The sequence below is a fragment of the Veillonella tobetsuensis genome (genome assembly GCF_002959935.1).
Lineage (GTDB): Bacteria > Bacillota > Negativicutes > Veillonellales > Veillonellaceae > Veillonella > Veillonella tobetsuensis.
The window spans coordinates 178,030-200,721 of record NZ_PPDF01000012.1; the positions used below are offsets into that span (position 1 = coordinate 178,030).

At 29.9% G+C, this 22,692-nt stretch carries 22 protein-coding genes; all 22 read left to right on the forward strand.

The genetic code is table 11. The features are described from left to right. Nucleotides 1-68 precede the first annotated feature (68 nt). A complete protein-coding gene (locus VTHSUH11_RS06730) occupies nucleotides 69-893 on the forward strand; it encodes a hypothetical protein (protein ID WP_105093095.1) in 825 nt (274 codons plus the stop codon). A gap of 130 nt (nucleotides 894-1,023) precedes the next feature. Further along, entirely contained in the window at nucleotides 1,024-2,286 is a 1,263-nt protein-coding gene (locus VTHSUH11_RS06735; protein ID WP_146104613.1) for a hypothetical protein, read from the forward strand. Nucleotides 2,287-2,299: 13 nt separating this feature from the next. Then, on the forward strand, nucleotides 2,300-3,106 hold the full coding sequence (locus VTHSUH11_RS06740; protein ID WP_105093097.1) for a hypothetical protein: 807 nt from the start codon (nucleotides 2,300-2,302) through the stop codon (nucleotides 3,104-3,106). Further along, nucleotides 3,106-4,209 carry a ferredoxin gene (locus VTHSUH11_RS06745; RefSeq protein ID WP_105093098.1) on the forward strand — a complete coding sequence of 368 codons (1,104 nt, stop codon included), beginning with the start codon at nucleotides 3,106-3,108 and terminating at the stop codon, nucleotides 4,207-4,209. The genes VTHSUH11_RS06740 and VTHSUH11_RS06745 overlap by 1 nt, the downstream gene beginning before the upstream one ends. Before the next feature lie 481 nt (nucleotides 4,210-4,690). Then, nucleotides 4,691-5,953 (forward strand): PfkB family carbohydrate kinase, encoded by a 1,263-nt coding sequence (locus tag VTHSUH11_RS06750; RefSeq protein ID WP_105093099.1) that lies wholly within the window; start codon nucleotides 4,691-4,693, stop codon nucleotides 5,951-5,953. A 5-nt stretch (nucleotides 5,954-5,958) separates the two neighbouring features. Beyond that, a complete protein-coding gene (locus VTHSUH11_RS06755) occupies nucleotides 5,959-6,972 on the forward strand; it encodes a mevalonate kinase family protein (protein ID WP_105093100.1) in 1,014 nt (337 codons plus the stop codon). Between the two features lie 12 nt (nucleotides 6,973-6,984). Beyond that, the gene (locus VTHSUH11_RS06760) at nucleotides 6,985-7,707 is read left to right on the forward strand and encodes a dTMP kinase (protein ID WP_105093101.1); all 723 of its coding nucleotides are present in this window, start codon (nucleotides 6,985-6,987) and stop codon (nucleotides 7,705-7,707) included. Further along, a complete protein-coding gene (locus tag VTHSUH11_RS06765) occupies nucleotides 7,679-8,374 on the forward strand; it encodes a hypothetical protein (RefSeq protein ID WP_105093102.1) in 696 nt (231 codons plus the stop codon). The genes VTHSUH11_RS06760 and VTHSUH11_RS06765 overlap by 29 nt, the downstream gene beginning before the upstream one ends. Next, complete coding sequence (locus VTHSUH11_RS06770) at nucleotides 8,346-9,326, forward strand: glycosyltransferase family 9 protein (protein WP_244899999.1); 981 nt, start codon at nucleotides 8,346-8,348, stop codon at nucleotides 9,324-9,326. The genes VTHSUH11_RS06765 and VTHSUH11_RS06770 overlap by 29 nt, the downstream gene beginning before the upstream one ends. Next, nucleotides 9,323-10,507 (forward strand): aminotransferase class V-fold PLP-dependent enzyme, encoded by a 1,185-nt coding sequence (locus VTHSUH11_RS06775; protein ID WP_105093104.1) that lies wholly within the window; start codon nucleotides 9,323-9,325, stop codon nucleotides 10,505-10,507. Before VTHSUH11_RS06770 ends, VTHSUH11_RS06775 begins: the two co-directional genes overlap by 4 nt. Next, a complete protein-coding gene (locus tag VTHSUH11_RS06780) occupies nucleotides 10,507-12,312 on the forward strand; it encodes a hypothetical protein (protein WP_105093105.1) in 1,806 nt (601 codons plus the stop codon). The genes VTHSUH11_RS06775 and VTHSUH11_RS06780 overlap by 1 nt, the downstream gene beginning before the upstream one ends. An 8-nt stretch (nucleotides 12,313-12,320) precedes the next feature. Continuing rightward, nucleotides 12,321-13,274, forward strand: coding sequence for a glycosyltransferase family 2 protein (locus VTHSUH11_RS06785; protein WP_105093106.1), 954 nt, complete (start codon nucleotides 12,321-12,323; stop codon nucleotides 13,272-13,274). After that, nucleotides 13,261-14,487, forward strand: coding sequence for a radical SAM protein (locus tag VTHSUH11_RS06790; protein ID WP_105093107.1), 1,227 nt, complete (start codon nucleotides 13,261-13,263; stop codon nucleotides 14,485-14,487). The genes VTHSUH11_RS06785 and VTHSUH11_RS06790 overlap by 14 nt, the downstream gene beginning before the upstream one ends. A 7-nt stretch (nucleotides 14,488-14,494) precedes the next feature. After that, nucleotides 14,495-15,328: an MBL fold metallo-hydrolase gene (locus tag VTHSUH11_RS06795; protein ID WP_105093108.1), complete on the forward strand. Its 834-nt coding sequence runs from the start codon at nucleotides 14,495-14,497 to the stop codon at nucleotides 15,326-15,328. A 9-nt stretch (nucleotides 15,329-15,337) separates the two neighbouring features. Beyond that, on the forward strand, nucleotides 15,338-15,946 hold the full coding sequence (locus VTHSUH11_RS06800; RefSeq protein ID WP_105093109.1) for an AAA family ATPase: 609 nt from the start codon (nucleotides 15,338-15,340) through the stop codon (nucleotides 15,944-15,946). Then, nucleotides 15,936-17,096 carry a tRNA lysidine(34) synthetase gene (locus tag VTHSUH11_RS06805; RefSeq protein WP_105093110.1) on the forward strand — a complete coding sequence of 387 codons (1,161 nt, stop codon included), beginning with the start codon at nucleotides 15,936-15,938 and terminating at the stop codon, nucleotides 17,094-17,096. Before VTHSUH11_RS06800 ends, VTHSUH11_RS06805 begins: the two co-directional genes overlap by 11 nt. Then, on the forward strand, nucleotides 17,093-17,467 hold the full coding sequence (locus tag VTHSUH11_RS06810) for a phosphomannose isomerase type II C-terminal cupin domain (RefSeq protein WP_105093111.1): 375 nt from the start codon (nucleotides 17,093-17,095) through the stop codon (nucleotides 17,465-17,467). Before VTHSUH11_RS06805 ends, VTHSUH11_RS06810 begins: the two co-directional genes overlap by 4 nt. Nucleotides 17,468-17,593: 126 nt before the next feature. Beyond that, a complete protein-coding gene (locus VTHSUH11_RS06815; protein WP_105093112.1) occupies nucleotides 17,594-17,938 on the forward strand; it encodes a hypothetical protein in 345 nt (114 codons plus the stop codon). Nucleotides 17,939-17,960: 22 nt separating this feature from the next. Then, on the forward strand, nucleotides 17,961-18,443 hold the full coding sequence (locus VTHSUH11_RS06820) for a lecithin retinol acyltransferase family protein (protein ID WP_105093113.1): 483 nt from the start codon (nucleotides 17,961-17,963) through the stop codon (nucleotides 18,441-18,443). A 483-nt stretch (nucleotides 18,444-18,926) separates the two neighbouring features. Next, nucleotides 18,927-20,543, forward strand: a complete 1,617-nt coding sequence (locus tag VTHSUH11_RS06825; protein WP_105093114.1) for a DUF2828 family protein — start codon at nucleotides 18,927-18,929, stop codon at nucleotides 20,541-20,543. Nucleotides 20,544-20,686: 143 nt separating this feature from the next. Further along, the gene (locus VTHSUH11_RS06830) at nucleotides 20,687-21,220 is read left to right on the forward strand and encodes an NUDIX hydrolase (protein WP_105093115.1); all 534 of its coding nucleotides are present in this window, start codon (nucleotides 20,687-20,689) and stop codon (nucleotides 21,218-21,220) included. Nucleotides 21,221-21,449: 229 nt separating this feature from the next. Then, the gene (locus VTHSUH11_RS06835) at nucleotides 21,450-22,622 is read left to right on the forward strand and encodes a phosphopentomutase (RefSeq protein ID WP_105093116.1); all 1,173 of its coding nucleotides are present in this window, start codon (nucleotides 21,450-21,452) and stop codon (nucleotides 22,620-22,622) included. The last annotated feature ends 70 nt before the right edge of the window (nucleotides 22,623-22,692 follow it).

A 22,692-nucleotide genomic window follows, 5' to 3' on the forward strand; every position in this document is an offset into this window, starting at 1 on the left:
GTTAGATATACTAAAGGTAATCCAGAACCATATTTATTTTGTTTGTTGTGTTATATAGGAGATTAGCTATGAAAACTTTAAAAGAAAACATCATCACAGTAGAAGATATTAAAGCAGAAATTGAAAAAGCAGAATTTGATGTTCCAAGAGAAGATGAGGATTTTGGTGATCGCTATGATCGATTACATGCAGAATGGGCTGTAAAAGGATTAAAGAAGTATAGAGATGAATTAAAGGAAGCCTTTACTGACAAAGAACATTTTAAGGATTGGGTAATAGACATATGGGGAGATGTAAATACTTTTATAGCTGTAATAAACGAAGAACTACGCTTACGTTCTATTGAATCAATTCGAGAAGCATCCGAATGCGCTGCATTGATGAAAATTTTTATTCCCTCTGAAAGTGGTTCAAGAGATGAAGCTGAAGAAAAGGTAAAACGTAATCTAGAAGAAGCTTTAGAAGAACATGACCAAAGAATTATTAACATCTTTGATGTAGAAGTAGTACCACTTTTAACATGGTGTGAAGAATTACTTGTGATGAAAGTCTTTTTAACTAATGATTTCTATATGAAAGGATCATTTTCAGACGAATTAAAACAAATATATACAAATGTGTTTACATTGTTAGATCGAAATTTGCCAGAAAAAGTTGAATACAGTGATGCTCATTCCTTTGAATATTACGTGGATTTAGAGGACGAGTGGGAGTATTTGTACTTAGATGATTTAAATCCTGTAGAAGAACTATTAGCTATGTTGCCTGGTAGTCCTTATGAATGTGATGTTATGTATTATGCGAAGAGTATTAATAAACAGATTAAAGGTGAACACGTAGGTACATTAAAAGTGGAATACAATAAAATGTATGGAAAATTAATTATGAGATAAATCTCTAATATTATTTTTAATCTGATATTCTAAGTTGTATAAATTGACATATAATTATAGAAAAACTATAATTTATTCATAACATATTCATGAGAAGTAAATGAAATATAAGCTGAGGTGGGCGTATTATATGAGCAGAAAGTTTTTGAGACGTGAATTGGATGATATTGGAAAAAGAAATAATAATAAATTTAGTTATCGATCTCGATTATTAGCTGGCAGAACAACTACTGTAGATGCTTATACAGGGGAAAAAATTTACTTAAATAAAAGGTATACTCCTAATAGAAAGATTAATATAGATCATGTAATATCTATTGAACAGGCTAATTCTTGGTATGGAGATTATTTAGAACCGTCAGAGTTAAGAGAGATACTTGTAAGTGATTATAACTTGGTTGCAACAAATGAGAGTTTAAATAAAGCTAAGGGTCGTAAATCGAATCTTAAATTTATTATTGATAATTATGATAATCTAAATATTGTTAAAATAACTAATCTGTTAAAATATCAAGTTTATGCAGAGGCTAATTTTCATAAAGATGGTGTTGGAAAGATAATAACAAAAAAAATCAAAAGCTGTCAAATTACATTAAATGAAACAATTCAATCCTCTAATAAACATATTAAAGACTTGAAACTTAATGATGAGATGAATTTTATGCTATATAGTACTGCTTTAAGTTCAGCACAAATTCTTTATAGAAGTTATAATGGTGAATTAACAAGAGCAGAAACTGCAAAAGAGATTGCAAAAGAGACTGGCATAATGATTGGTTCAGTTGTTATAGATGAAATGGTGAATGAAATTGGAAAACTCTTAGAGAAAGAGGGTCTTGGTAATGTAACGGAATTTATAAATATTCAAAGTATAGTGACTAGTATTAATTCATCAATCACTATAATGCGATATATCAATTCTGAAATTGATGGATATCAATGTATTAATAGTTTAATTTTTAATATTATTAAATCACCATTATATGCTATTGCTTATGCTGCTGGTGGGCCATTGGCTGCATTAATTACGACCTCGATTGTATCAGATATTCAATATAAAATAAGTGCGTGGATAATTGAATGGCAATCTGAAGTAAAGCTATCAAAGAAGCAAATGAGACGGTATGACAAATTAATAGAAGATTTTAATAATAAAATTAATTCTGATCGTAGCGTTATATCTAAATATATAGAAAAGCAAAACCATTTGTTTGATTCTCAGGTACTAAATGGATATTACAATCTATGTTTTAGCATTAAAAATAATAATTCAAAAGGGATTACAGATGGACTTAATCAGATACTAAAATATTTTAATAAGGAAGTAATATTTAAAGATTTAAAATCATTTGATGAATTTTTCTTTGATGATAATCAAGTCTTAAAATTATAAGGGGGAGGATTCATTGATAATATTTGCTCCTGCAGTTATAGCTGCAATTGGAATAGCATGTAAAAATATCGATAAGAGTATTGAATTAGATGAAAAAGCTTTAAAACGTTTAAGAAAAGCCTATAATTTACAACATGAGAGTAAGTTAAAAATTGAAAAAACTATCGAACAACATGATAAAGCTTTAGAAAAGCTTTTGAATAGAAAACTTTCTATAACACAATATTCACTTAGACCTTTTGTCGATGTTTTTAGTAGGATAAAGAAAGTTGAGTTTGATGATGCATTAATCAAAAAAGCACAAATTAATCTCACCTTTCCAAAAGAAAAATATGGAAATTTAATGGTAGATCATAACATAATAATTCAGCCTTATACTGGAAAAGAAGCTATAGTTAGTTTACTTAAAGGTGGTTTTACGGGGTTAATGGTTGATGAATCAAAACGGGAAGTAATAATTGCCGGAAAGCATTTACGTATAGCAGAAGCATATGCTAGCAATGCTGATAACATATGTATGATGTTAAATCATATAATTGATGAAGCCAATAAAATATCAGATTTATTAGCTTCGTTGAATTTGTTTTTACTTAAATCAATAAAGTTGGTAGATCAATTAATTGATACTATAGGATATGATAAATATAAATATACGACTCAGGATAGAGAAATCATAAAAAATACTATTAATATTGCAATGGCGGTTAAAGATATTATTGACTGTCCTGTTATAGATGAAGAAGGGAATATTACAGAACAATTAGCTAATAGTTACAAATTTGCATATGACTTTTATATGATTATTAATGGGAGTGTATAATGAAGACTTTTAGTGTTGATGAGAAAAAATGTGTTGCATGTGGTGCGTGTCTAAGTTATTCTGATTATTTTGTTGAGGATAGCACTGGTAAAGCAAAGTCAAATCTTGGGTCTAATATATTAGAACAGGATTTAATAATAGCGGAAGAAATATCTTCTCTTTGTCCTACAAATGCGATATCTATTGTTGAAGTTAAATCAAATGGTAGTATAGATAATATTTTAAAGGACTTAAAGTCTGAATTGTTAGATTGCTTAATAACATATAAAGAAAGTTCTACTTTTACTTATGATAGAAATAAGTATCAACTAGCTTATCCTGAAAGTCCTAATTTTTATGGATCTGATTATAAGTACAGTAGTGACAGTAAAGCTGTTAACGCTGGTTTAGAAGAATTTGATCGATATGTTTATAGTCGTTATCGTAAAATTATTCTTGAATTATTTGTACAATATAAACTAGATAAAATTTACCCATATTATGATTTTTCTGAGGAAAGCTTTATTGGAAAAAGATTAGATAAAATACGTAGTATATTGAATAAATATAGTGGACTAATCAATGCGAATCTTAATAATAGAGTTATTCCGATAGATTTTGATAGTTTTAATCTAGATTTTGAGAATGATGATTTTAAAATGAGATTAAAGGATGTGAGTGAATTTGAACGTTTTAGCACTAGTTCTGGTGTTTGGGCCGATTTTCAATCAGGATCCTATAGTAGTCTTAGCTCATATAAAAGCTATATAGATACAGATGATTTTGAAGAGTATATTGGAAGTGGATTATTTGGTGATAAATATAAAACTCGCTATTGCCATAGAAGTTTAAAAGAAGTAGTCGCAGAATTTTATTCTGATATACAGCTTAGTATGAGTAGTGTTGATTTAGATGAAAAAGCTGCAATGTATGTAAATTTATTTATTCGTTCTTTTAATTATCTATTATTGGATATGTTTGTGAATAAATTTATAGAAATTGAAAGATTGACTAATAAAAAGTATAAAGTGTTTGATGAGATCAAACCTATTATTGATAACAATTATACAAAGGAAAAGTATTTAGAATCAACTATAGGTGAAATTGATAAATATCTTTATTGATTTGAAATGATTAAGATTTAAAAATATTTTCTTTTTACTGAAAACCATTTATTTTAAAATTACATATTGCCTTGTTTTATCAACTATAGTATTGGTAGTACAATCAAAATTGTACATACTTATATCATCATTTTTGTACATTCTTAGAGTGCCATTTACTATTAGATATAGAGAATCAACCTTCTATCTGTCATTCTGATTGATAAGTTAGTCAGGATAAAGTTTGATTCTCTTTTTTATTATTTGAAAATTGCTTACATAATCATATTATGTTGCCTAAATGACTAGTAGTATATTAGGAACAGTGATAACTGATTTACATAATTTCATAAAGGTAAGATGGAATTTGAATCTTACTAAAATGATATTACTTTCTTAAAATATAAATTAATGAAAACTTTATGAGGATGAAAGGTTTTCGTGATAATATATGAATATATAGTTATATTTTTATAGTATCGGATTATATGGTTTAGGCCTTATGAATAATATGTTAATCTCAATATCTTTAAAATATATTAAGGATGTAAAAAAGAAGAAAGTTATTGTAATTGGGGATATTTTATTAGATAAATATACATATGGTAAAGTGTCATCTGTATCTACTGGTATTAAATTACCCATAATTGAAAAAAATAAGACAATATATAATTTAGGTGGTGCTAGTAATGTTGCTGCAAATTTAGCAGATTTTTATAATGAAACCTATTTATTGGGAATTATCGGAAATGATTACTATGCATCTATAGTTGATGATTTATGTCATAAAAATGGTGTGACGTTACTATCACAGAAATTAGATAAAACTAATTTAAAAGAACGGATTTATATTGATACTCAACAAGTTATGAGGTTAGATAATAATATTAAATCATGTTCGTATGATAGTGATTTACTTAATATGTATTTGCATCAAAAGGATCCAGATATAGTAGTTGTGGTGGATTACTTATATGGTTGTATTGATCAAAACGTAATTGATATAATACAAAATTACTGTATTTCTAATAATAAAAGCGTTATAGTTCACTCTAGAGATTTAAGTAGATATAAGATAGATAAAGATACAGTATTATTCTTAAATAAAGAGGAATATTCGACGTATAAATATAGTTTAAATATTTCAGATCAAGATATAACTAATAGACGAATAATAACCGAAGGAGCAAATGGAGTTACTTATATAGATTGTTATAAAAATATACATCAGAAACAGTCTTTAGTAAACCCTATAAATGTATCTGGCGCCGGAGATTCAGTTTTAGCCACTGCATCAATAATTGAGTGTTGTGGTAAATTTGATTTTGATGAATTAACATTACTCAATGAAGTAGGGGCTTTAGCTGTACAATCTAAAGAAACGTATATTTTAAATAAGCAAGATTTGATAAGTAAAGTTATTGTGTCCTTGAATAAAGAAAATAGTTGTCGAAAATTATGTAGTTTAGATCAGCTTAAGGTGATTTTTAGTCATTTAGATGCTACTAACATCAATTTATTAGTAATTGAAGAAAATATACTAGCACAATTAAGTCATTTAGAAAGATGTCTAAAATCAATGGAATTTAATGTTTTGCTTATTCAAAAAAATAATGAATATTTGAGAATAGAGAGTGAAATTATTAAGCTATTAGCTTTAATAGATTCTATAAATATAATAGTTTATAGTGAACCTATTGAATGTAAGAAATGGTTAGAAAATATTAGTCTACATAATAATATTAAGATTAGGTATATTGGTTAGGTTTTATGAATAATAGTGCTTTTTGTAAGGTGTTTACTCCTGGAAGATTGTGTCTATTAGGAGAACATACAGATTGGGTAGCTTTAATATCGAAAGATAACTATGGACACGCTATCATTTGTAATCTGAATTTAGGTATTTATTTAAGAGGTTGTAAATCAAACCACTTTTTTTATAAGTTTGGTAGGAAGTCAATTTATTCAGATACAGATAACTTAAAAAACTATATTAATGATGATTTTTTTTCTTATGTTATAGCAACTTTCTACGTTTTGTCTACTCGTTATAGCATTCCAGGAGTATATATAGACTGTTATAAGATGACGTTACCAATGAAAAAAGGTTTATCTTCTAGTGCAGCAATATGTGTAGCTATTATAGATTTATGTAGTAAAATCTATAATTTGAAAATTCCCTTAAAACTTCAGATGGAGCTAGCTTTTGAAGCTGAAATATTAACAGGATCTAAGTGTGGGAAAATGGATCAATGCTGCGCTTTAGGAACTGGTGTATATGATTTAAAATTTTATGACGATAATATTGTTATTAATCCAATTCATGTTCCATCTAAATTGTTTTTTGTATTAGTAGATTTGAATGGCAATAAAAATACCACAAAGATTTTAAGTGACTTAAATAAAGCTTATGTAGGAGACAAAGGTATTTTAAATAATTCTATAAAGCAATTTCTCAATCAAATTAGTAATTATTATGTTGATCAAGTTATAAAGAGTCTAAAAAGTAATGATATAAAAACGATAGGCCAATTATTAAATGCGTATCAAATGTTATTTGATGAACATTTAACTCAATATTGTGATGAACTAAAAGCACCTTTATTACACAACTTTATAGATTGCATGAAACATCATAGTGATGTTTTCGCATGTAAAGGGGTGGGTTCACAGGGGGACGGTTTTGCTCAAATGCTATTAATAGATGAAAATAGGGCAAGAGAAATAATTCGGTTTGTTAAACGGAAATATGGATATCAATGTTATTTAATAACTAGTGAATAATATGGGGGAACGATGGACGGATTAGATGAATTAAAATTAATATTGAATTGTATTTATAATGAATCAGATGTAGGAGAGCCATTGATTCCTTTTTTTTCATTTGAGGGACTACCAGGTGCAGGTAAGACGACGCAGATTAAATTAGTTTCCTCAGAATTAACAAAAATATATGGAAAATGTGCATATATAGATTTGCCTACAAAGTCTGGAATTGGACAAATATTAAAATCTGTTTATACCAATAAGGAGATTCACTGGAATGATTTGAGACTGAAATGTCCTTGGTTTAATCCCCTTATGATTACATTGGATTTACATTTAGCATTAAAAAATGCAGCGTTATCAGGTGCAAAGTTTGCGTTAATGTCTCGAGGAATACTTTCAACATTCTATTATAATTTAGATGCTTATGGTAATTCAGAGATGCAGAATTGGAAGTTACTAGAAAATCATTTAAGAGGATTTTATAAACCCACTGCTATCATCTATATGGATTTGCCTATTGAAGAAGCTCATAAAAGAGTGGTTATAAGAAACAGAGGACCTCTTAGAAAAATGGATTCGGTAGATCAAATGCATAAGGATCAATATAAATTAAACGAGTTTCTACATAGACTTAATACTATTCCTACCCATTTTATTGATGCTGTAGGATCACAAGTTGAGGTAACTAATAGAATCGTAAATATTTTACAGGGGTATTTAAGTGGAAAAGGTTATAGAAAAACAATATAATTCTTCAAACTATCCTTTAATGCTATTTCAATGGAATGATTTACCTAATTATATAGTTAGTGTAATTGAAGAATTAAATGCTTTAAATAAAGTAATTATTAGGGGGGGCTTGGCATATATCTTAATAACAAAAGATTTTGAGTATCCTTTAAAAGATATCGATTTGATAGCGGAGCATTCGACTAAAAGTGACATTATAAAAGTATTACAAGTGGCAGACATAATTTATCTGAATAAAAATCGATTTGGTGATGATGTGATTACAGCCTTTTGGAACATTAAGGGTAAATATATAAAACTAGATGTTTTATTATGTCAAAATATACCTTGTATTGAAAGAATTTTTTTCCATAAAGAATATTTGGTAATGGCACCAACACCATTATTACTTAATAAGCTAAATAAAATTATTCAAAAAACATTAAGAAATCATAATGATTATAAAACCTATAGACATTATTTAGTTGCTAAGAATTTAGTTAAATATATGCTTGAGAATAATATATTTATGATAGATTCTGATGTAAAGTTTATTGTTGAAAATCAGAATAAAATTAAATCTATATTGGAAAACATAATATCAAGTGAAGATATAGAACTGTTTGTAAATAGTTTAAATGTTTTGTGCTATAGGAGTAATGATGAAAATTTTATTTTGTCAACTTAGAAATCATGGAGATATTATTCGAATTTTCCCATTAATAGATGCAATTAAAAAACAATATCCTAATTGGATTATTGGATTTACTTGTTTTAAAGAAATGGTAGATTTATGTAAATTAAACACTAATATAGATATAATCATTCCACAGCCTAGATTAAAACCGGTAATCGATACGCAAGGAGAAACACGAGTCCTTGATTGTAGTATATTTACTTCAACTATAGAAGCTGTTAGAAAAGAGAATTTTGATTTATATGTAGATTTACATGGCGTATTCCAAAGTGCTTTATTTGGAAGTCTTTCCCATATCAAGAAATGTCTTGGAAGAAGCAGTGAAACGACAAAAGATGGTGCTAGTCTATTTTATACTGATATAGCGTCAGTAATGGATTCTGAAATTAATAGAATGGAACGGCATTTTAAAATTATCAATCACTTATATCCAGAAATAAAACCAATCATCAAAAAAAGACGGATATCGAGAACCGTTTTGATATTTCCTGGAAGTAGTAAAATGGGTGTTCTTAAACGATGGCCAATAGGATATTATATAAAGTTATCAACAATGATTTCAAATCATAAAGTTATATTTGTACTAGGGCCGGAGGAATTAGATCTTTACGATATATTAGTTGAGAATAATATTAAGAATATTATTATTAGTCATAATTGGCAGGAACTCGATAAGATTTTAGCTGATACTACTTTAGTAATTGGAAATGATTCCGCATATATTCATTTTGCTGTTTGGCGAAATGTAGCTGCAATTATGATTTGTGGTCCGCTATCCCCTGTTGTTAATGGAATATGGAAATATGGACAGGGAAGTACTGTTTTTTATAAAAAGCGTTGTAAATGTAAGTATTTATGGCAAGGAAAATGCGATAATAATCATGTTTGTTTAGATTTAATTGATGTAGATAGTGTATTTGAACAGGTGAAGTTATATATATGATGAATTATAAAGAATTTTTTCCATTATTAATGCGTAATCAAGAATTAATATATCTCGATTATGCAGCTACTACACCTACACCACAGTGTGTCATTAATAAATGGGTAGATTATCAGGAGAATATAGGGGTAAGTGCTTTTAGAGGTGATGGTACATTATCTAAATTAGCACAAACAATATTTGATGATAGTATCTCTACAATATTGGATTTTTTTGATGGAGACAACCAATATGAATTAATGCTTACTAAAAATTCCACAGAAGCAATTAATCTAGTTGCATTAAGTTTATATGATTTTATTTCTAGAGGAGATATTGTGGTATTAGGGCCTTATGAACATCATAGTAATTATTTGCCTTGGATAAATCTATGTCGTACTAAAGGTGCAATATTAGTAGAGTTACCTTTATCTAAAGATGGATCTATTGATTATCATTTTATAGATACTTTGGATACAAATCGAGTAAAGATTATATCTTTATCACTTACATCAAATGTTAACTCATATAATTTGGATAAACTAACTTTACAGTATTTTCGTCAAAAGACAAATGCAATGATTTTTTTAGATGTATGTCAGTCAATAGGGCATCAGAGTGTTTCTTTTTCAAACTTAGCTGCAGATGGTTATTTTTTATCTGCCCATAAAATGTATGGTCCCAAACAAATTGGTGCAGCAGCAATAAATAAGAAAATAAGTAAGCTAGTTAAGCCTATTTTTTGGGGTGGAGGCATGGTTTGGAGTGTTCTTGGTCAAAACATTAAAGCTCATGAGCACGAAAGAAAATATTTGTCAGGAACTTTTGATATAGGTCTATTAGCAGGATGGGCTACTGCATGTCAATTCATGAGTAGTATTAATCTAAATCAAATAATGAAACATGAGGATAAATTATGGGAGTATGTAAATAAAAAAATTGATAATTCAAAAATTAGCATTATCAATAAAGGTATCAATGGGCATATAGCTTTGTGTTCGATGGATATAAAGAATATACATGTACATGATATGGGTGAAATTATGGCTAATAATAACATTATTATTAGAACAGGACATTTATGTGCGCAAAATGTACTTAATAATTTGGGGTTAATTTCTGTTCTACGATTTTCCTGGGGAATTGCAACAACTGAATCTGATATAGATAAATTTTTTAATGTACTTTATGAGGCTATATAATGAATAAGAATATAATTTTAGCACCTGAGAGTGTTATTGATTCAAATGGTGTAGCTTGCGGTGATCATTTAGTTATAAACTCTTATGTTGAGGATTCTAATTTTTATTTTTCTTTTCATGGTCAATCATGTAATTTAGCAATGTCTGTTGCAAAGGACTTAGAACTAAAACTTTCAGGAAAGAATATTTTACATGTAAAAAAAGAAGTTCAAAATATTATCGATAATAATTATTTTAGTTATAAAAAGTTATTTCATATCCAGGATATAAATCGTCATGGCTGTCTTAGTTTGCCTGTTGAGCTGTTATTAAAAGCTGCAGAGAAAAGTAGTATAACAATAAAAAGTTGTGATAATAATCAGGGCATTAGTTTGGCTTGTGACGCTTGTGTCTCTACTAAAAATTTTCAATGGAAAAATGAATCAAAAGTGCCTCCAACTATTAATACGGCTAGAAAAATTGTTTCAGGAATAAATAGTTTAGATGACAGTAGAGAAATTCTTTTTCAGAAATTAGGATTATGTATATTATCTAAAGAAGAGCAAAAATTATTTTTAGAAAATCTAACCACTATATCTGATGAAGATATGAAACTTATAAAAAAGCTAAGGCTGGCTGTACCTTTTTATAACAATGCAAATAAATATGACTTAAAATTAGATAGTAAGATAATTGAGTTAGCCGTAAAACAAATTGTAAGTTTAAATATCGCTAATACAGAGATTAATATTATAGATGATTATATTAATGATAAAAAGTTAAAAGTTTCAAAAGTAAAAGGTGGAGTCACTAATACATATTATCCTAAAGATACTTATAGAGTGCATATGGATTTTGATTATCTAGCATACAATTTTGATGATGCATATAACTTGATTAACTTTTTAGTAGAAAATAGAGGCTTTAAATTTTCTTTTAATGGCTCAGTTCCATTTTCATTTAAAGCAGTATATTTCAAAGATGAAGAAGTGTTAAATGGTCATATCCATTTAGAAAAAATATTACAGAATAAATATCAAGTAATCGTGGATATTAATATGGGCGGCTTTCCATTAGGGAGAACCCAGTTAATTCCATTTATACCAAAAGATGGTTTATCGATAGAAGAAGTCTCTTGTATAACTATATCTCATGTATTTAAACATGAAACGGTATACATGAAAGATATTAATGACTTATATTATATGCTGCAAAATAAAAATTTTAATTGGAAGTATTTTAGAGATTTAACTTCTTATTATGAACTGACAGATTACTATAATTATATCTATCATTTTTTATCTAAAATTGCTGATTTTCCTATAAAGAAATCTAGTAATAGTATTTATAGTTCTTTGAATAGAAAATTGAATATGTGGCCATATTCTTTTAAAAGTCATTTTTATTTGAAATTACTTCTTTTGTGCACAAATAATAAAAAAATATTTGGATATAAAAAAGGAATTGAAGAAACTATTCAGCAATTATGTAACAATATGAATCTGCTTGATAGTCATAAATACAGAAAAATATGTAATTATATGAACACTAGAGTTTATTTATATCCAATATTATTATTTAACAATCTTTTGAGAAATATGAAGCCTAATAATCTTATTGAGTATATTGATCTAAATATATATAAATATAAAAATTTATTGATTTTACCGATTGGTATTTTTATGCTTCAAGATGGAAATAAATCAATAACTCATCATAAATTAAATCAGGAAATATCTGAACTTATTGAGATCTTAGGAGTAGATTTAACTAATTGTGATTTTGATTTTTATATTGAATCAAGAAAAGATCTATGGTTGTACTAGAGGAATGTATGAATAAATTATGTTTGGTTACATATACAAGAAAAAATGAAGTATATACTACGCATTTAGATGAACTGGCTTTAGAGCTCTACCATATATATGGTAACGGTTTTAAAGTAATTATATATTGTGAGGAGTTTTTTGATTTACCTAAAAAGCCTTATCATATTCAATTGATTAAATATCATGGTACTAAATATAAGAAACTATTACATTTATTTAGTGTTGATCAATCTGAATACTTTATTAGTATTGATAATGATATAACACCTAATACACATGACATTAAATCTTTCTTAGAGATAATGATTAAAGAGAATTATTCTATAGGTTGGGGAAAGATTAATGTTTCCAAATATTCTAATGTATGGGAGTTAATGGTTTTAATAGATAAGGTATTATCTCATAATATTATTAGACCAACTTTATGGAAATTAAATACAGGTATAAGTATACCTGGTCAATTTTTTTGTTTAAAACGTAGTATTTTTGATAGTAAATTATTGAATACTGATACATATTTAGATGATTTAGCAATTGGTTTATACGTTAGTAAATATATTGATAAACGCTATATTTCAGATAAGATATTAGGAAGTGAAGCCCCTAATAATACTTTTATGGGGTTAGTTTTACAACGATGGAGATGGGGAATCGGTTATTCAACATTATTATTGTCGATTTGGGATAATTGTAGTTATAGAAGACGATTATTGATTCATGGATTTGCGTACCATTTTTTATGGATTATAATCTGGTTTTTATGCTATATCTTCTTTGAAATAAATATTATTTTAGGATTAATATATCTAGGAGTAATTTCATTTATTATTTCTAAGCCTAAAAATCTAGTTTTTTATTCTTTTATCTATGAAATAGTATTTCCAATCTTTCATATTGTATGGGGAATTAGTGTAATTAATACGATAATCAGGGGAAGAAAACATAATGAATGTTTATAGTTCAACTTATATATGTAAAGAAGAAACATTATTAAAATCTTTAATATTGGTTAATGGTGTTGAATTCACTAGTAAAGCTTTAAACAAAGCAGCTCAATCAAATGCGAAACAACAAAATTTAGTTTATAATATGCCAATTGCTTCTGATAGGTATAGACCTCAAGAACTAAATATTAAAAATAGTATTGATGGTTATGAGGTAGTTGTTTCTTGTGTTGCCTCTAATGGTATAACATGTCCAGTTATCATTGATGTTAATGAGGATGATAAGTTATTTGCTAGATATAATAACGATTTAATTCCGAATATAGAATTATCGTTTGTTCAAACTCCAAGTTATTATAACAATAAACTTTCTAATAATATTAATGTTACTAATTATATTACTGCCTGTGGATATGATGAATTAAATATAATTCCTTGGAAAGGATGTAATATTTCTGATGGTTGTCTTTTTTGTGGGATAAATAATTTTATTCGATTAGAGGATGTATCAGCTCAGAAGATTTCTAATGGACTAGTTACTTGGGATAAATATAAACAAGAATATATTCCTAATTTATTGGAAGCTCTGGATATAGCGATTGAATCTGAATGTTATGATGAACACCTTCATGCCATTATGATTAGTGGAAATCTTTCAAATGATAAGCTAGATGAACAGGCTCAAATTTATTCAGAAATAGCAAAATCTATTTCTCCAATATTAAAAGAACGTGCAACAGAGGGGCTTGTTGCGGTAATATCACCGCCAAATAACGTAGACAATATTGATCTTATGAAAAAGTCAGGAATAGAGAAGGTTGTTTTTAATCTTGAAGCAATTACGCCTAAAGGATTTCAACATTATTGCCCAGGCAAAGCTGCTTTGGGGCGTGAATATTTTATTGATAGATTAATTTATGCAGTAAATATTTTTGGCAAAGGAAATGTTTGGACAAATTTGGTTGTTGGTTTAGAACCAATTGATGAGGTTTTATCTTATTGTAAAAATATCATCGATAAAGGCATTGTTGTAAGTGGTAATGTATTACATCTAGATAAAGGGAATAAACTAGATTGTAATGTACCGGATCTTGATACTGTATTAGACTTTTATTATCAATTGAATATACTAAATAATACTGAATCTTTTAATCCTTTTTATTGTTCTAAAGCTTTAAGGACGAGTTTAACTAATGAAGCTTTTGATTCTCGTATTATATTGAGGTAGTATTATAATGAAAATCGCTTATTTAGGCACTAGTGCGGCTGAGGGTATTCCCGCTTTGTTTTGTCATTGTGATGTTTGTAAATATGCTAGAAAATATAAAGGTAAGAATATTCGTACTCGATCACAAGTTTTAATTGACGATACTATTCTTATAGATTTTGGTCCAGATACTTATATGCATTCATTACAATATGATATTTCACTAGCTGATATATACCATTGTTTAATAACACATACACATGATGATCATCTCTATTTAGAGGATTTAAGAGCCCGTAGAAGAAGTCGTGCAAACTTAGATTTAGGCACACCTACATTAACTGTTTATGGTGGTAGAGGTGTTAAAAAGGTTTTAAAGCCAGATGATAATGGTTTTGTAACAAAAGATAAAAGTATTTTCTATCAACCAGTTTACGATTATAGTCCTTTTTATATCGAGGATAAGTATGAGATTATACCAATTTCAAGTATTCATAATACAACGAATCCTTTAGTTTATGTTATTCGAAAGGATGATTCTGTTTTTTTATATGCCCATGATACAGATGTTTTGTCAGAAGAGTCTTTATTATATTTAAATTTAAACAATATACGATTTGATGCAATTTCTTTAGATTGTACTGAAGGTATCAAACATATTGATTATCCTGGTCATATGAATTTTGAACGTATGAAAATAATGTGTGATTTAATGAGAAAATATAATTTAATTGATTTAAATACTAAGATTATTGCTAACCATTTTTCTCATAATGGTCTAATTAGTTATGATGATGCTGTTATTAAAGGAAATGAATTAGGATATATTATTTCATATGATGGAATGATTTTAAATATATGAGGTATTTGAATGAAATTAATAATTTTTACTGGACCACCTGCTAGTGGTAAAAGTTCATTATCATCAGATATTGCTAAGGATCTTAAGATAGATTGTATATCCAAAGATCTATTTAAAATACATTTATTTGATAAGTATGGTTTTAAAAATCATGATGAGAAAAAATTACTAAGTATAAAAGGTGAAGCGATGATGTATCGTGTTATTAAATTTTATATTAGTAGAAATAAAGACTTAATCATTGATAATAATTTTAAAGAATTTGATACATTGCGTATATTATTAAATGCAAATAATCAAGTAGAGTTATTCTGTGTTGTTTGTATGGCGGATTATAAGATATTAGCCACACGTTATAATAAAAGAATTCAGGAAGACAAAAGGCATCTAGGCCTATCTACTACAAATTATTTCCCATATATCACTGGCATTAGCAATTTGCATAAGCCTATAACAGAAGATGATGTAAGTAATATTCAAAAAAATGTTTTAGAAAATTCTGTAGGAGATAATGTACTACATTTAAATACTAATCATATCGAAACTGATTACATTAATTTATATAATCAAGTGAAAAAATATATTAGTAAAGGGGAGGCTGATTTAATTGAACTTTGATAATATATTAAATTCAATCAACCCTAATGTGATTGCAATGCTTTCAGGCGGTAAAGATAGTATTGCCTCTGTGGTTATGTTAAAAAAAGCAGGTATATCTGTTACTGCCATTCATTTTATTCACAAATGGGGGAGTGAGATACCAACAAATGAAGCAAAGCGTATATGTAAACAGTTTGATATTCCCCTAATTATTTATGATTTTACAAAGGAGTTTTCTGAAACTGTAAGTGGCTATCAAGCTGGAAGACCTTGCTTAATATGTAAGAAAACAATGTATTCTATTTTGTTAGATTATCTTTCATCAAAAAAATATGGATGGCTTTGTATCGGTGATAATGGTAATGATCGTACTACAATAGCTAGAATTAAAGACTATATATCAAACAATAAGTTAAATGAGAGTCTTAAATTTAACACATACTGGGGATCAGAAATGGGAATGGTTTTACCGGCTAGTATATCTGTAGTTAGACCACTTATTGATTTAAGTATAAATGAAGTAGAATCTTTTTTATCTCAAGAAGGTATAAAAGTTAAAAGAATTAATTCAACTGGTGACAAGTATTTTGAATACCATAGAGAGGGGTGTCCAATCCAATTTGCTGATATAGGTGTAGAGTTAGATGAAACACTTTTTTCAGATTTAAAAATCTATAATGATGCGATTACTGATTTTGCAAGAAAAAACAATATTCTAGCATCTATTCATATGCCGTCAACATTTATAATAACTATTCCTACTGGCTATGAGACAAAGGCAATTAAATCATTACAAGAAAAAGGATTACATGTTAATAAATTGGCTAATTCTTCAAGTGTGGATTTTCAAAGCTATCATTCTCATATTTACGAACTAAATTCTGGTTTAAATAATTCTATAGTATATGAAAAAATTTTCAATAGGTTGAAAGAACGCTTAGAATTATTTGGTCAATGTAATCATATTTATCAGAATGATAATCAAATATCTTGTTCTTACAAAGATCAGAATAACCAATTGAAAGTTTATTTTGACTTTGATTCATTGACTGCAGATATTGTATATAGTTTTTCAGATAATAGTACCGCTAGAATTGAAATAGAGTTATTTGACAATTTAATGCTTGAATTATTTAGGACAAGAAAATATAAAGTCTCAAAACTATGATAGAACTTAAAACTAGCAGCGTTAAAATAAATGAAATAGTAGAAAGGCCTTGGGGATATTATCGTGTTTTAGAATGGCAAAAGAATTATGTTTTAAAACATATTGTTATTTCTATCAACTCTAAAATTAGCTTACAATTGCACTTATTAAGAAACGAATTGTGGTATGTATATAGTGGTACTGGTCTAGTTACTTTGGATGATTTGAAGTTTATTATTTGTCCAGATAATATAATATTAATACCTAGAAATCATATTCATCGTTTAGAAAATATATCTAATACGCCTTTACAAATTCTTGAATTACAAGAGGGTGACTATATTGATGAAAATGACATTATAAGAATTGATGATGCTTATGGGCGAGTATAAGATGTAAATCTTATATTTATTTAAAATATGAGTAATTTTATAGACATATCGTCTTATATAATCTATTTGTAACTATCTAATAGTCTTAATAATCAAATGTTGTTTTATAATATAGAGGTGTATAGTATGAAAACAGACAGTATTAAAGAAGCTCTTGAATGTGTAAAAAAAGAAGATCCTAAATTATACGAAGATGTAGTAGAGTATATTTCTTCTAATAGAAATAAAACTGGTGTTCATCCTGAAGGGGTGTATCATGAACACAATTGGCCTAATATTATAGGACCCATGCCTGGACCATTTCCACATCCACGGAATCCATTTGAACAAAACCCATTTGGTGTATTCTGGCCATTGGCTGGTTTATATCTATTCTATAAATTAGTTAGAAAGGTATGGCGATTATTACGAGGCAAGAATCAAAATATTTCTTTAGATGATATTATTACGTATATAAATAATCATAAATAATCTGTTGTATGGGAGAGTAATAATGGCTTCAAAAAAGTTAAAATTAGGTGATATTGTATTTTGTCAACGAAGTAACTTTTTCTTTGGTGATGTATATCAACATTATGGCGTATATGCTGGATATCATAAAATTATCCACTATATAAAAGGGGATTCACCACTTGATGGACGCATTGCTGAAACTAGCATTGAAGAGTTTTGTGATGGAGATACCTTATATATTGCTGAGGACGATAGTTTATTATCTATTTTTCAAGACTCTGATGTAACTGCTAGATTTTATGGGCCCCGTAAAACTGTACAACGTGCAAAATCTATGATTGGAAAAGGCGATTATAACTTGTTTGGCCATAACTGTGAACACTTTGCTATTTGGTGTAAAACAGGTCAACTAGAATCTACACAACTTAGTATAGAAGGTATGGCAGCTAGATTTCTACGACCATCACGTGGACCATTGAAATGGTTAGCTGATGAAATTTGGCGCGTAGAGGCAGAGTATTAGTAGTAACTATAAGGGACTAGCAATACAGTAAAATATGTGTTGCTAGTTCTAACTTTCAAAAAAGCAAAATATTTTAAAAATAATTATTGACACACACGGATACGTGTATTATAATTGCATCATCAGGTGAAAGTAATCACCAACATGTAGAACAGAAAGACTTAGATTCTAACAGCAATCCTATCACATACATAACTTGATTAAGATGAGTATAGAATCTAGTATAATTTCATAGTTATCGTTCATAAACGATTCATAAGGTTAGACACTAGCAGCAATCTTTCGATTAAATAACCAGAAACAGTAGTTATGGAGACCCTTTGGTCTAGAGTATCGTGTCTAGTTATCCTTAGCCTCAGTGAGGTTAGCAATTGTCTTGAACTTTGTATTGTAACCGCTCATGGTTGTCTTGTTTATTTTGCTTTCAAAATTTACGTTGTGATAATCCGCAGCGGTTTTTTATATGCCAAGGAGATATGAACTATGAATACATTTATGGACGCTTTAACAAATAATGAAAAATCCTATACAGCTAATGATAGTACTGCGTATCATACGAGTGGCAGTCCTCTTGTGGACCTTAATTTCTCTGTGCCTGCATTGCGTCAGGTCGCAGTTAATTTTTATGGTAAAAGTAAACATGACCGATATTTCTATGGTGCACATCGCACTATGGATGCAGTGGAAGCATTGCGTTTATTCATTACATCCTATAAGGAAGACCCTCTGTATACCATGAAATGGCTTATGTATGCCCGCCATATTAAGCTAGGCCTTGGTGAGCGTGATGTATTTCGCATGATGCTCACTAAAATTGGTGACTTGCATCCAGAGATAGCATTGCAGTTCGTCATCGGCACCGAGTTATGGAACTATGGTCGTTGGGATGATGTGCTACGCATTTTCTTTGATACGACGAGTAGCGTCTTACGTGATGGTCTGGGTGAGCTAATTGCCAATCAGTTTAGACGTGATGTAATGGGGTGCGGACTGGGCGATTCTATTAGCTTATTAGCAAAATGGATGCCGTCCAATAATACATCGTCTAAGCAAAAACGTTCTGAGGCGGCTATTTTACAATCCTTATTACATCTAAATGCACGAGAGTATCGTAAAATGTTGTCTAAATTGCGCGAACATTTAGCGGTAGTAGATCGCAAGGCTTCTCTTAACCAATGGAACGATATTAATTATAATCATGTACCATCTAAGGCGAATCTTAAATATCGTAATGCTTTCTTAAAACATGATGAAGAACGCCGCCAGGCGTATCTTACATCATTAGAAAAGGGAGACGACTCAGTTAAGATTAATGCGAACTCTATGTTCTTGTATGATATTGTGCAAGCATACGTAAAGGCGGATAGTTGCTGGGACAGTAGTCTAAATCCATATGACGAAACATTAGAGCAATTATGGAATGCCCAAGAATCTCCTAAGGATTATGACGATATCTTAGTTATACGCGACGGGTCTGGATCTATGGGGCAACAACTATCTCGTAATAGTTCCGTTACCGCACTTAGTGTAGCAGATTCGATTGCATTGTATTGTGCACAGCATAATAAGAATGAATCCTTTAAAAATCGATTCATTACCTTTAGCAATCGCCCTCAGATGGTAGACATTTCGATGTGTGAAACTTTGCGAGATAAGCTTAGACGCTTACATCGCTTTGACGATTACAGCAATACGGATATAGAGGCAACATTTGACTTAATTCTAGATACAGCCGTAAAAAATCATCTGCGTCAAGAGGAGTTACCTTCAGCGTGTCTCGTTATTTCTGATATGCAGTTTGATCAGGCTACAAAGCATGAGGATAACACGACCGTTATTGAATCATGTCGTCAGAAATTTGAAGCCCTTGGGTATACCATGCCACGGCTCATTTTCTGGAATGTATCTGTCTATGCACATAATACAATTCCTGTACAAATGCATCCGAGTGGTGTTGTTCTCGTATCTGGTTTTTCTAAATCTATCGTGGATATGGTGGTATCTAGAGAAGTCAATCCTGAAAGGGCACTTAAAGTGGAGTTAGACTCTAAATGTAGTATTGTAGATACAGTATTACAAGGCTATGTAAATGTAGCTTAACATTTATATAATCTCATTAAAATAGGTTCCTATTAGTCACAATATGACGAGTAGGAACCTTCTTTTTGTGTAATTAATTTGTGATATAATGAGTTGTAGGTTTTATAATATAACAATCATTTTATATATACGAGGAATTAAGTATGGCAATTAGCAAAGAAATACAAAAATCTAGCGAAATGATATTTGATGGTAAATTAATCAAAGTTACCTACGATATAGCTGATGTAAATGGTAATGAAGCGTGGCGTGAAGTTGTCCATCATCCAGGTGCTACAGCAATCGTAGTTGTTACAGAAGACAATAAAATTGTGATGGAACGTCAATTCCGTTATGCTCTGCAACAGCCTTTACTTGAAATTCCAGCAGGTAAATTAGATCCAAATGAAGAGCCTCTAACTTGTGCTAAACGTGAGTTAGCAGAGGAAACAGGTTACCGTGCTAATCAATGGATTCCATTGGGAACTATTGCAACAAGTCCGGGTTTCTGTAATGAAGTATTACATCTATACTTAGCAAAAGATCTCACCATGGGTGAAACTCATTGGGATCCAGATGAATACGTAGAACTTGAATACTATACATTGCCTGAATTATTAGAGGCTATTAAGAATGAACAAATTAAGGATAGTAAATCCTTAGCAGCTCTAATGTTAGCTATGCCTTATCTTAAGTAGTACTTTATTTTCATAATTATATATAGTATAATTAACACATAAAGAGAGCCAAATAACGTGCTGTTAGCGTTAGGCTCATCTAAAATACGGAAATATGATGATGCCTAACGTGTTGAGGTGGTAGGATACCTCATACGTTAGGCGTTTTTATTCCCTAACTCACGTTACTTGGCTCTTAATGGTAGTATAGCACGTAATATTTTAGTTGAATATTACAATAGGAGTACTTATGTATAAAAGAATCATTATATTAGTTATGGATTCTGTTGGCATTGGTCATGCCCCAGATGCGGCAAAATTTAATGATGAAGGATCTAATACATTAGGTCATATTGAGTCAACCGCAGGTTTGATTCATTGTCCCACATTGCGTTCTCTAGGCTTGGCCAATATTGCGGATATTAAGACCGATGAAACAACTGTTATGGGTGCTTATGGAAAAATGGAGGAAGTCAGTACGGGAAAGGATACAACCAGTGGTCATTGGGAAATGATGGGCCATCCTGTGACGGTTCCGTTTCCAACATTTTATGATGGTTTTCCTAAGGAGTTAATGGATACCTTTACCAAAGAAACCGGTTATGGGTATCTTGGTAATGAGGTGGCATCTGGTACAGAAATCATCGAGCGTCTCGGCGTAGAGCACATGAAAACGGGGAAACCTATTGTGTATACCTCTGCGGATTCTGTGTTCCAAATTGCAGCACACGAGGATGTGATTCCTCTAGAGGATTTATATCGTATGTGCGAAATTACGCGTAACAAAGTATGCGTTGGTGATTATTATGTAGGTCGTATCATAGCTCGTCCGTTTGTAGGAAAACCCGGTCATTTTGTACGTACCTCGAATCGTCATGACTATAGCCGTATGCCTGAACACCGCATGGTGCAACAGGAATTACAAGCTGCACAAATTCCGACGGTGGCCGTCGGCAAAATTGGCGATATCTATGCTCATGTCGGATGGGATGAAAGTTATCCAACCAAATCGAATGCTCACGGCATGAATGTGGTACCTTACTTATTAGGTTCCTCCTTTGAAAGTGGCCTCATGATGGTGAATCTTGTAGAGTTTGATAGTCTATATGGTCATCGCCGTAACGTAGAAGGCTATAAACGTGCCATTGAAGATTTCGATTACCAATTGAGTGGATTATTACCATTATTGAAAGAAGATGATTTGCTTATCATCACAGCTGACCATGGAAATGATCCTACATGGCATGGCACAGACCATACGCGTGAACACGTTCCATTGCTTGCCTATAGTCCAAGTATGAAAGGTGCTATAGATCTAGGTCTACGCCATAGTTTTGGGGATATAGGACAAACCGTATTGGCGAACTTTGGACTTTCACCATATGCAGTAGGCACATCATTTTTAAAAGATATTATGAAATAGTCGTATTGTGTAATATAATCCTTGCGTCACAATATCTTGTATGATATAATCATTCAGGTATAAGAAACGA

Coding starts and splice junctions, on each gene's coding strand:
- VTHSUH11_RS06730 (WP_105093095.1), top strand. CDS start 69: ATGAAAACTTTAAAAGAAAACATCATCACAGTAGAAGATATTAAAGCA.
- VTHSUH11_RS06735 (WP_146104613.1), top strand. CDS start 1,024: ATGAGCAGAAAGTTTTTGAGACGTGAATTGGATGATATTGGAAAAAGA.
- VTHSUH11_RS06745 (WP_105093098.1), top strand. CDS start 3,106: ATGAAGACTTTTAGTGTTGATGAGAAAAAATGTGTTGCATGTGGTGCG.
- VTHSUH11_RS06750 (WP_105093099.1), top strand. CDS start 4,691: ATGAATAATATGTTAATCTCAATATCTTTAAAATATATTAAGGATGTA.
- VTHSUH11_RS06755 (WP_105093100.1), top strand. CDS start 5,959: ATGAATAATAGTGCTTTTTGTAAGGTGTTTACTCCTGGAAGATTGTGT.
- VTHSUH11_RS06760 (WP_105093101.1), top strand. CDS start 6,985: ATGGACGGATTAGATGAATTAAAATTAATATTGAATTGTATTTATAAT.
- VTHSUH11_RS06770 (WP_244899999.1), top strand. CDS start 8,346: ATGATGAAAATTTTATTTTGTCAACTTAGAAATCATGGAGATATTATT.
- VTHSUH11_RS06775 (WP_105093104.1), top strand. CDS start 9,323: ATGATGAATTATAAAGAATTTTTTCCATTATTAATGCGTAATCAAGAA.
- VTHSUH11_RS06780 (WP_105093105.1), top strand. CDS start 10,507: ATGAATAAGAATATAATTTTAGCACCTGAGAGTGTTATTGATTCAAAT.
- VTHSUH11_RS06785 (WP_105093106.1), top strand. CDS start 12,321: ATGAATAAATTATGTTTGGTTACATATACAAGAAAAAATGAAGTATAT.
- VTHSUH11_RS06790 (WP_105093107.1), top strand. CDS start 13,261: ATGAATGTTTATAGTTCAACTTATATATGTAAAGAAGAAACATTATTA.
- VTHSUH11_RS06795 (WP_105093108.1), top strand. CDS start 14,495: ATGAAAATCGCTTATTTAGGCACTAGTGCGGCTGAGGGTATTCCCGCT.
- VTHSUH11_RS06800 (WP_105093109.1), top strand. CDS start 15,338: ATGAAATTAATAATTTTTACTGGACCACCTGCTAGTGGTAAAAGTTCA.
- VTHSUH11_RS06810 (WP_105093111.1), top strand. CDS start 17,093: ATGATAGAACTTAAAACTAGCAGCGTTAAAATAAATGAAATAGTAGAA.
- VTHSUH11_RS06815 (WP_105093112.1), top strand. CDS start 17,594: ATGAAAACAGACAGTATTAAAGAAGCTCTTGAATGTGTAAAAAAAGAA.
- VTHSUH11_RS06820 (WP_105093113.1), top strand. CDS start 17,961: ATGGCTTCAAAAAAGTTAAAATTAGGTGATATTGTATTTTGTCAACGA.
- VTHSUH11_RS06825 (WP_105093114.1), top strand. CDS start 18,927: ATGAATACATTTATGGACGCTTTAACAAATAATGAAAAATCCTATACA.
- VTHSUH11_RS06830 (WP_105093115.1), top strand. CDS start 20,687: ATGGCAATTAGCAAAGAAATACAAAAATCTAGCGAAATGATATTTGAT.
- VTHSUH11_RS06835 (WP_105093116.1), top strand. CDS start 21,450: ATGTATAAAAGAATCATTATATTAGTTATGGATTCTGTTGGCATTGGT.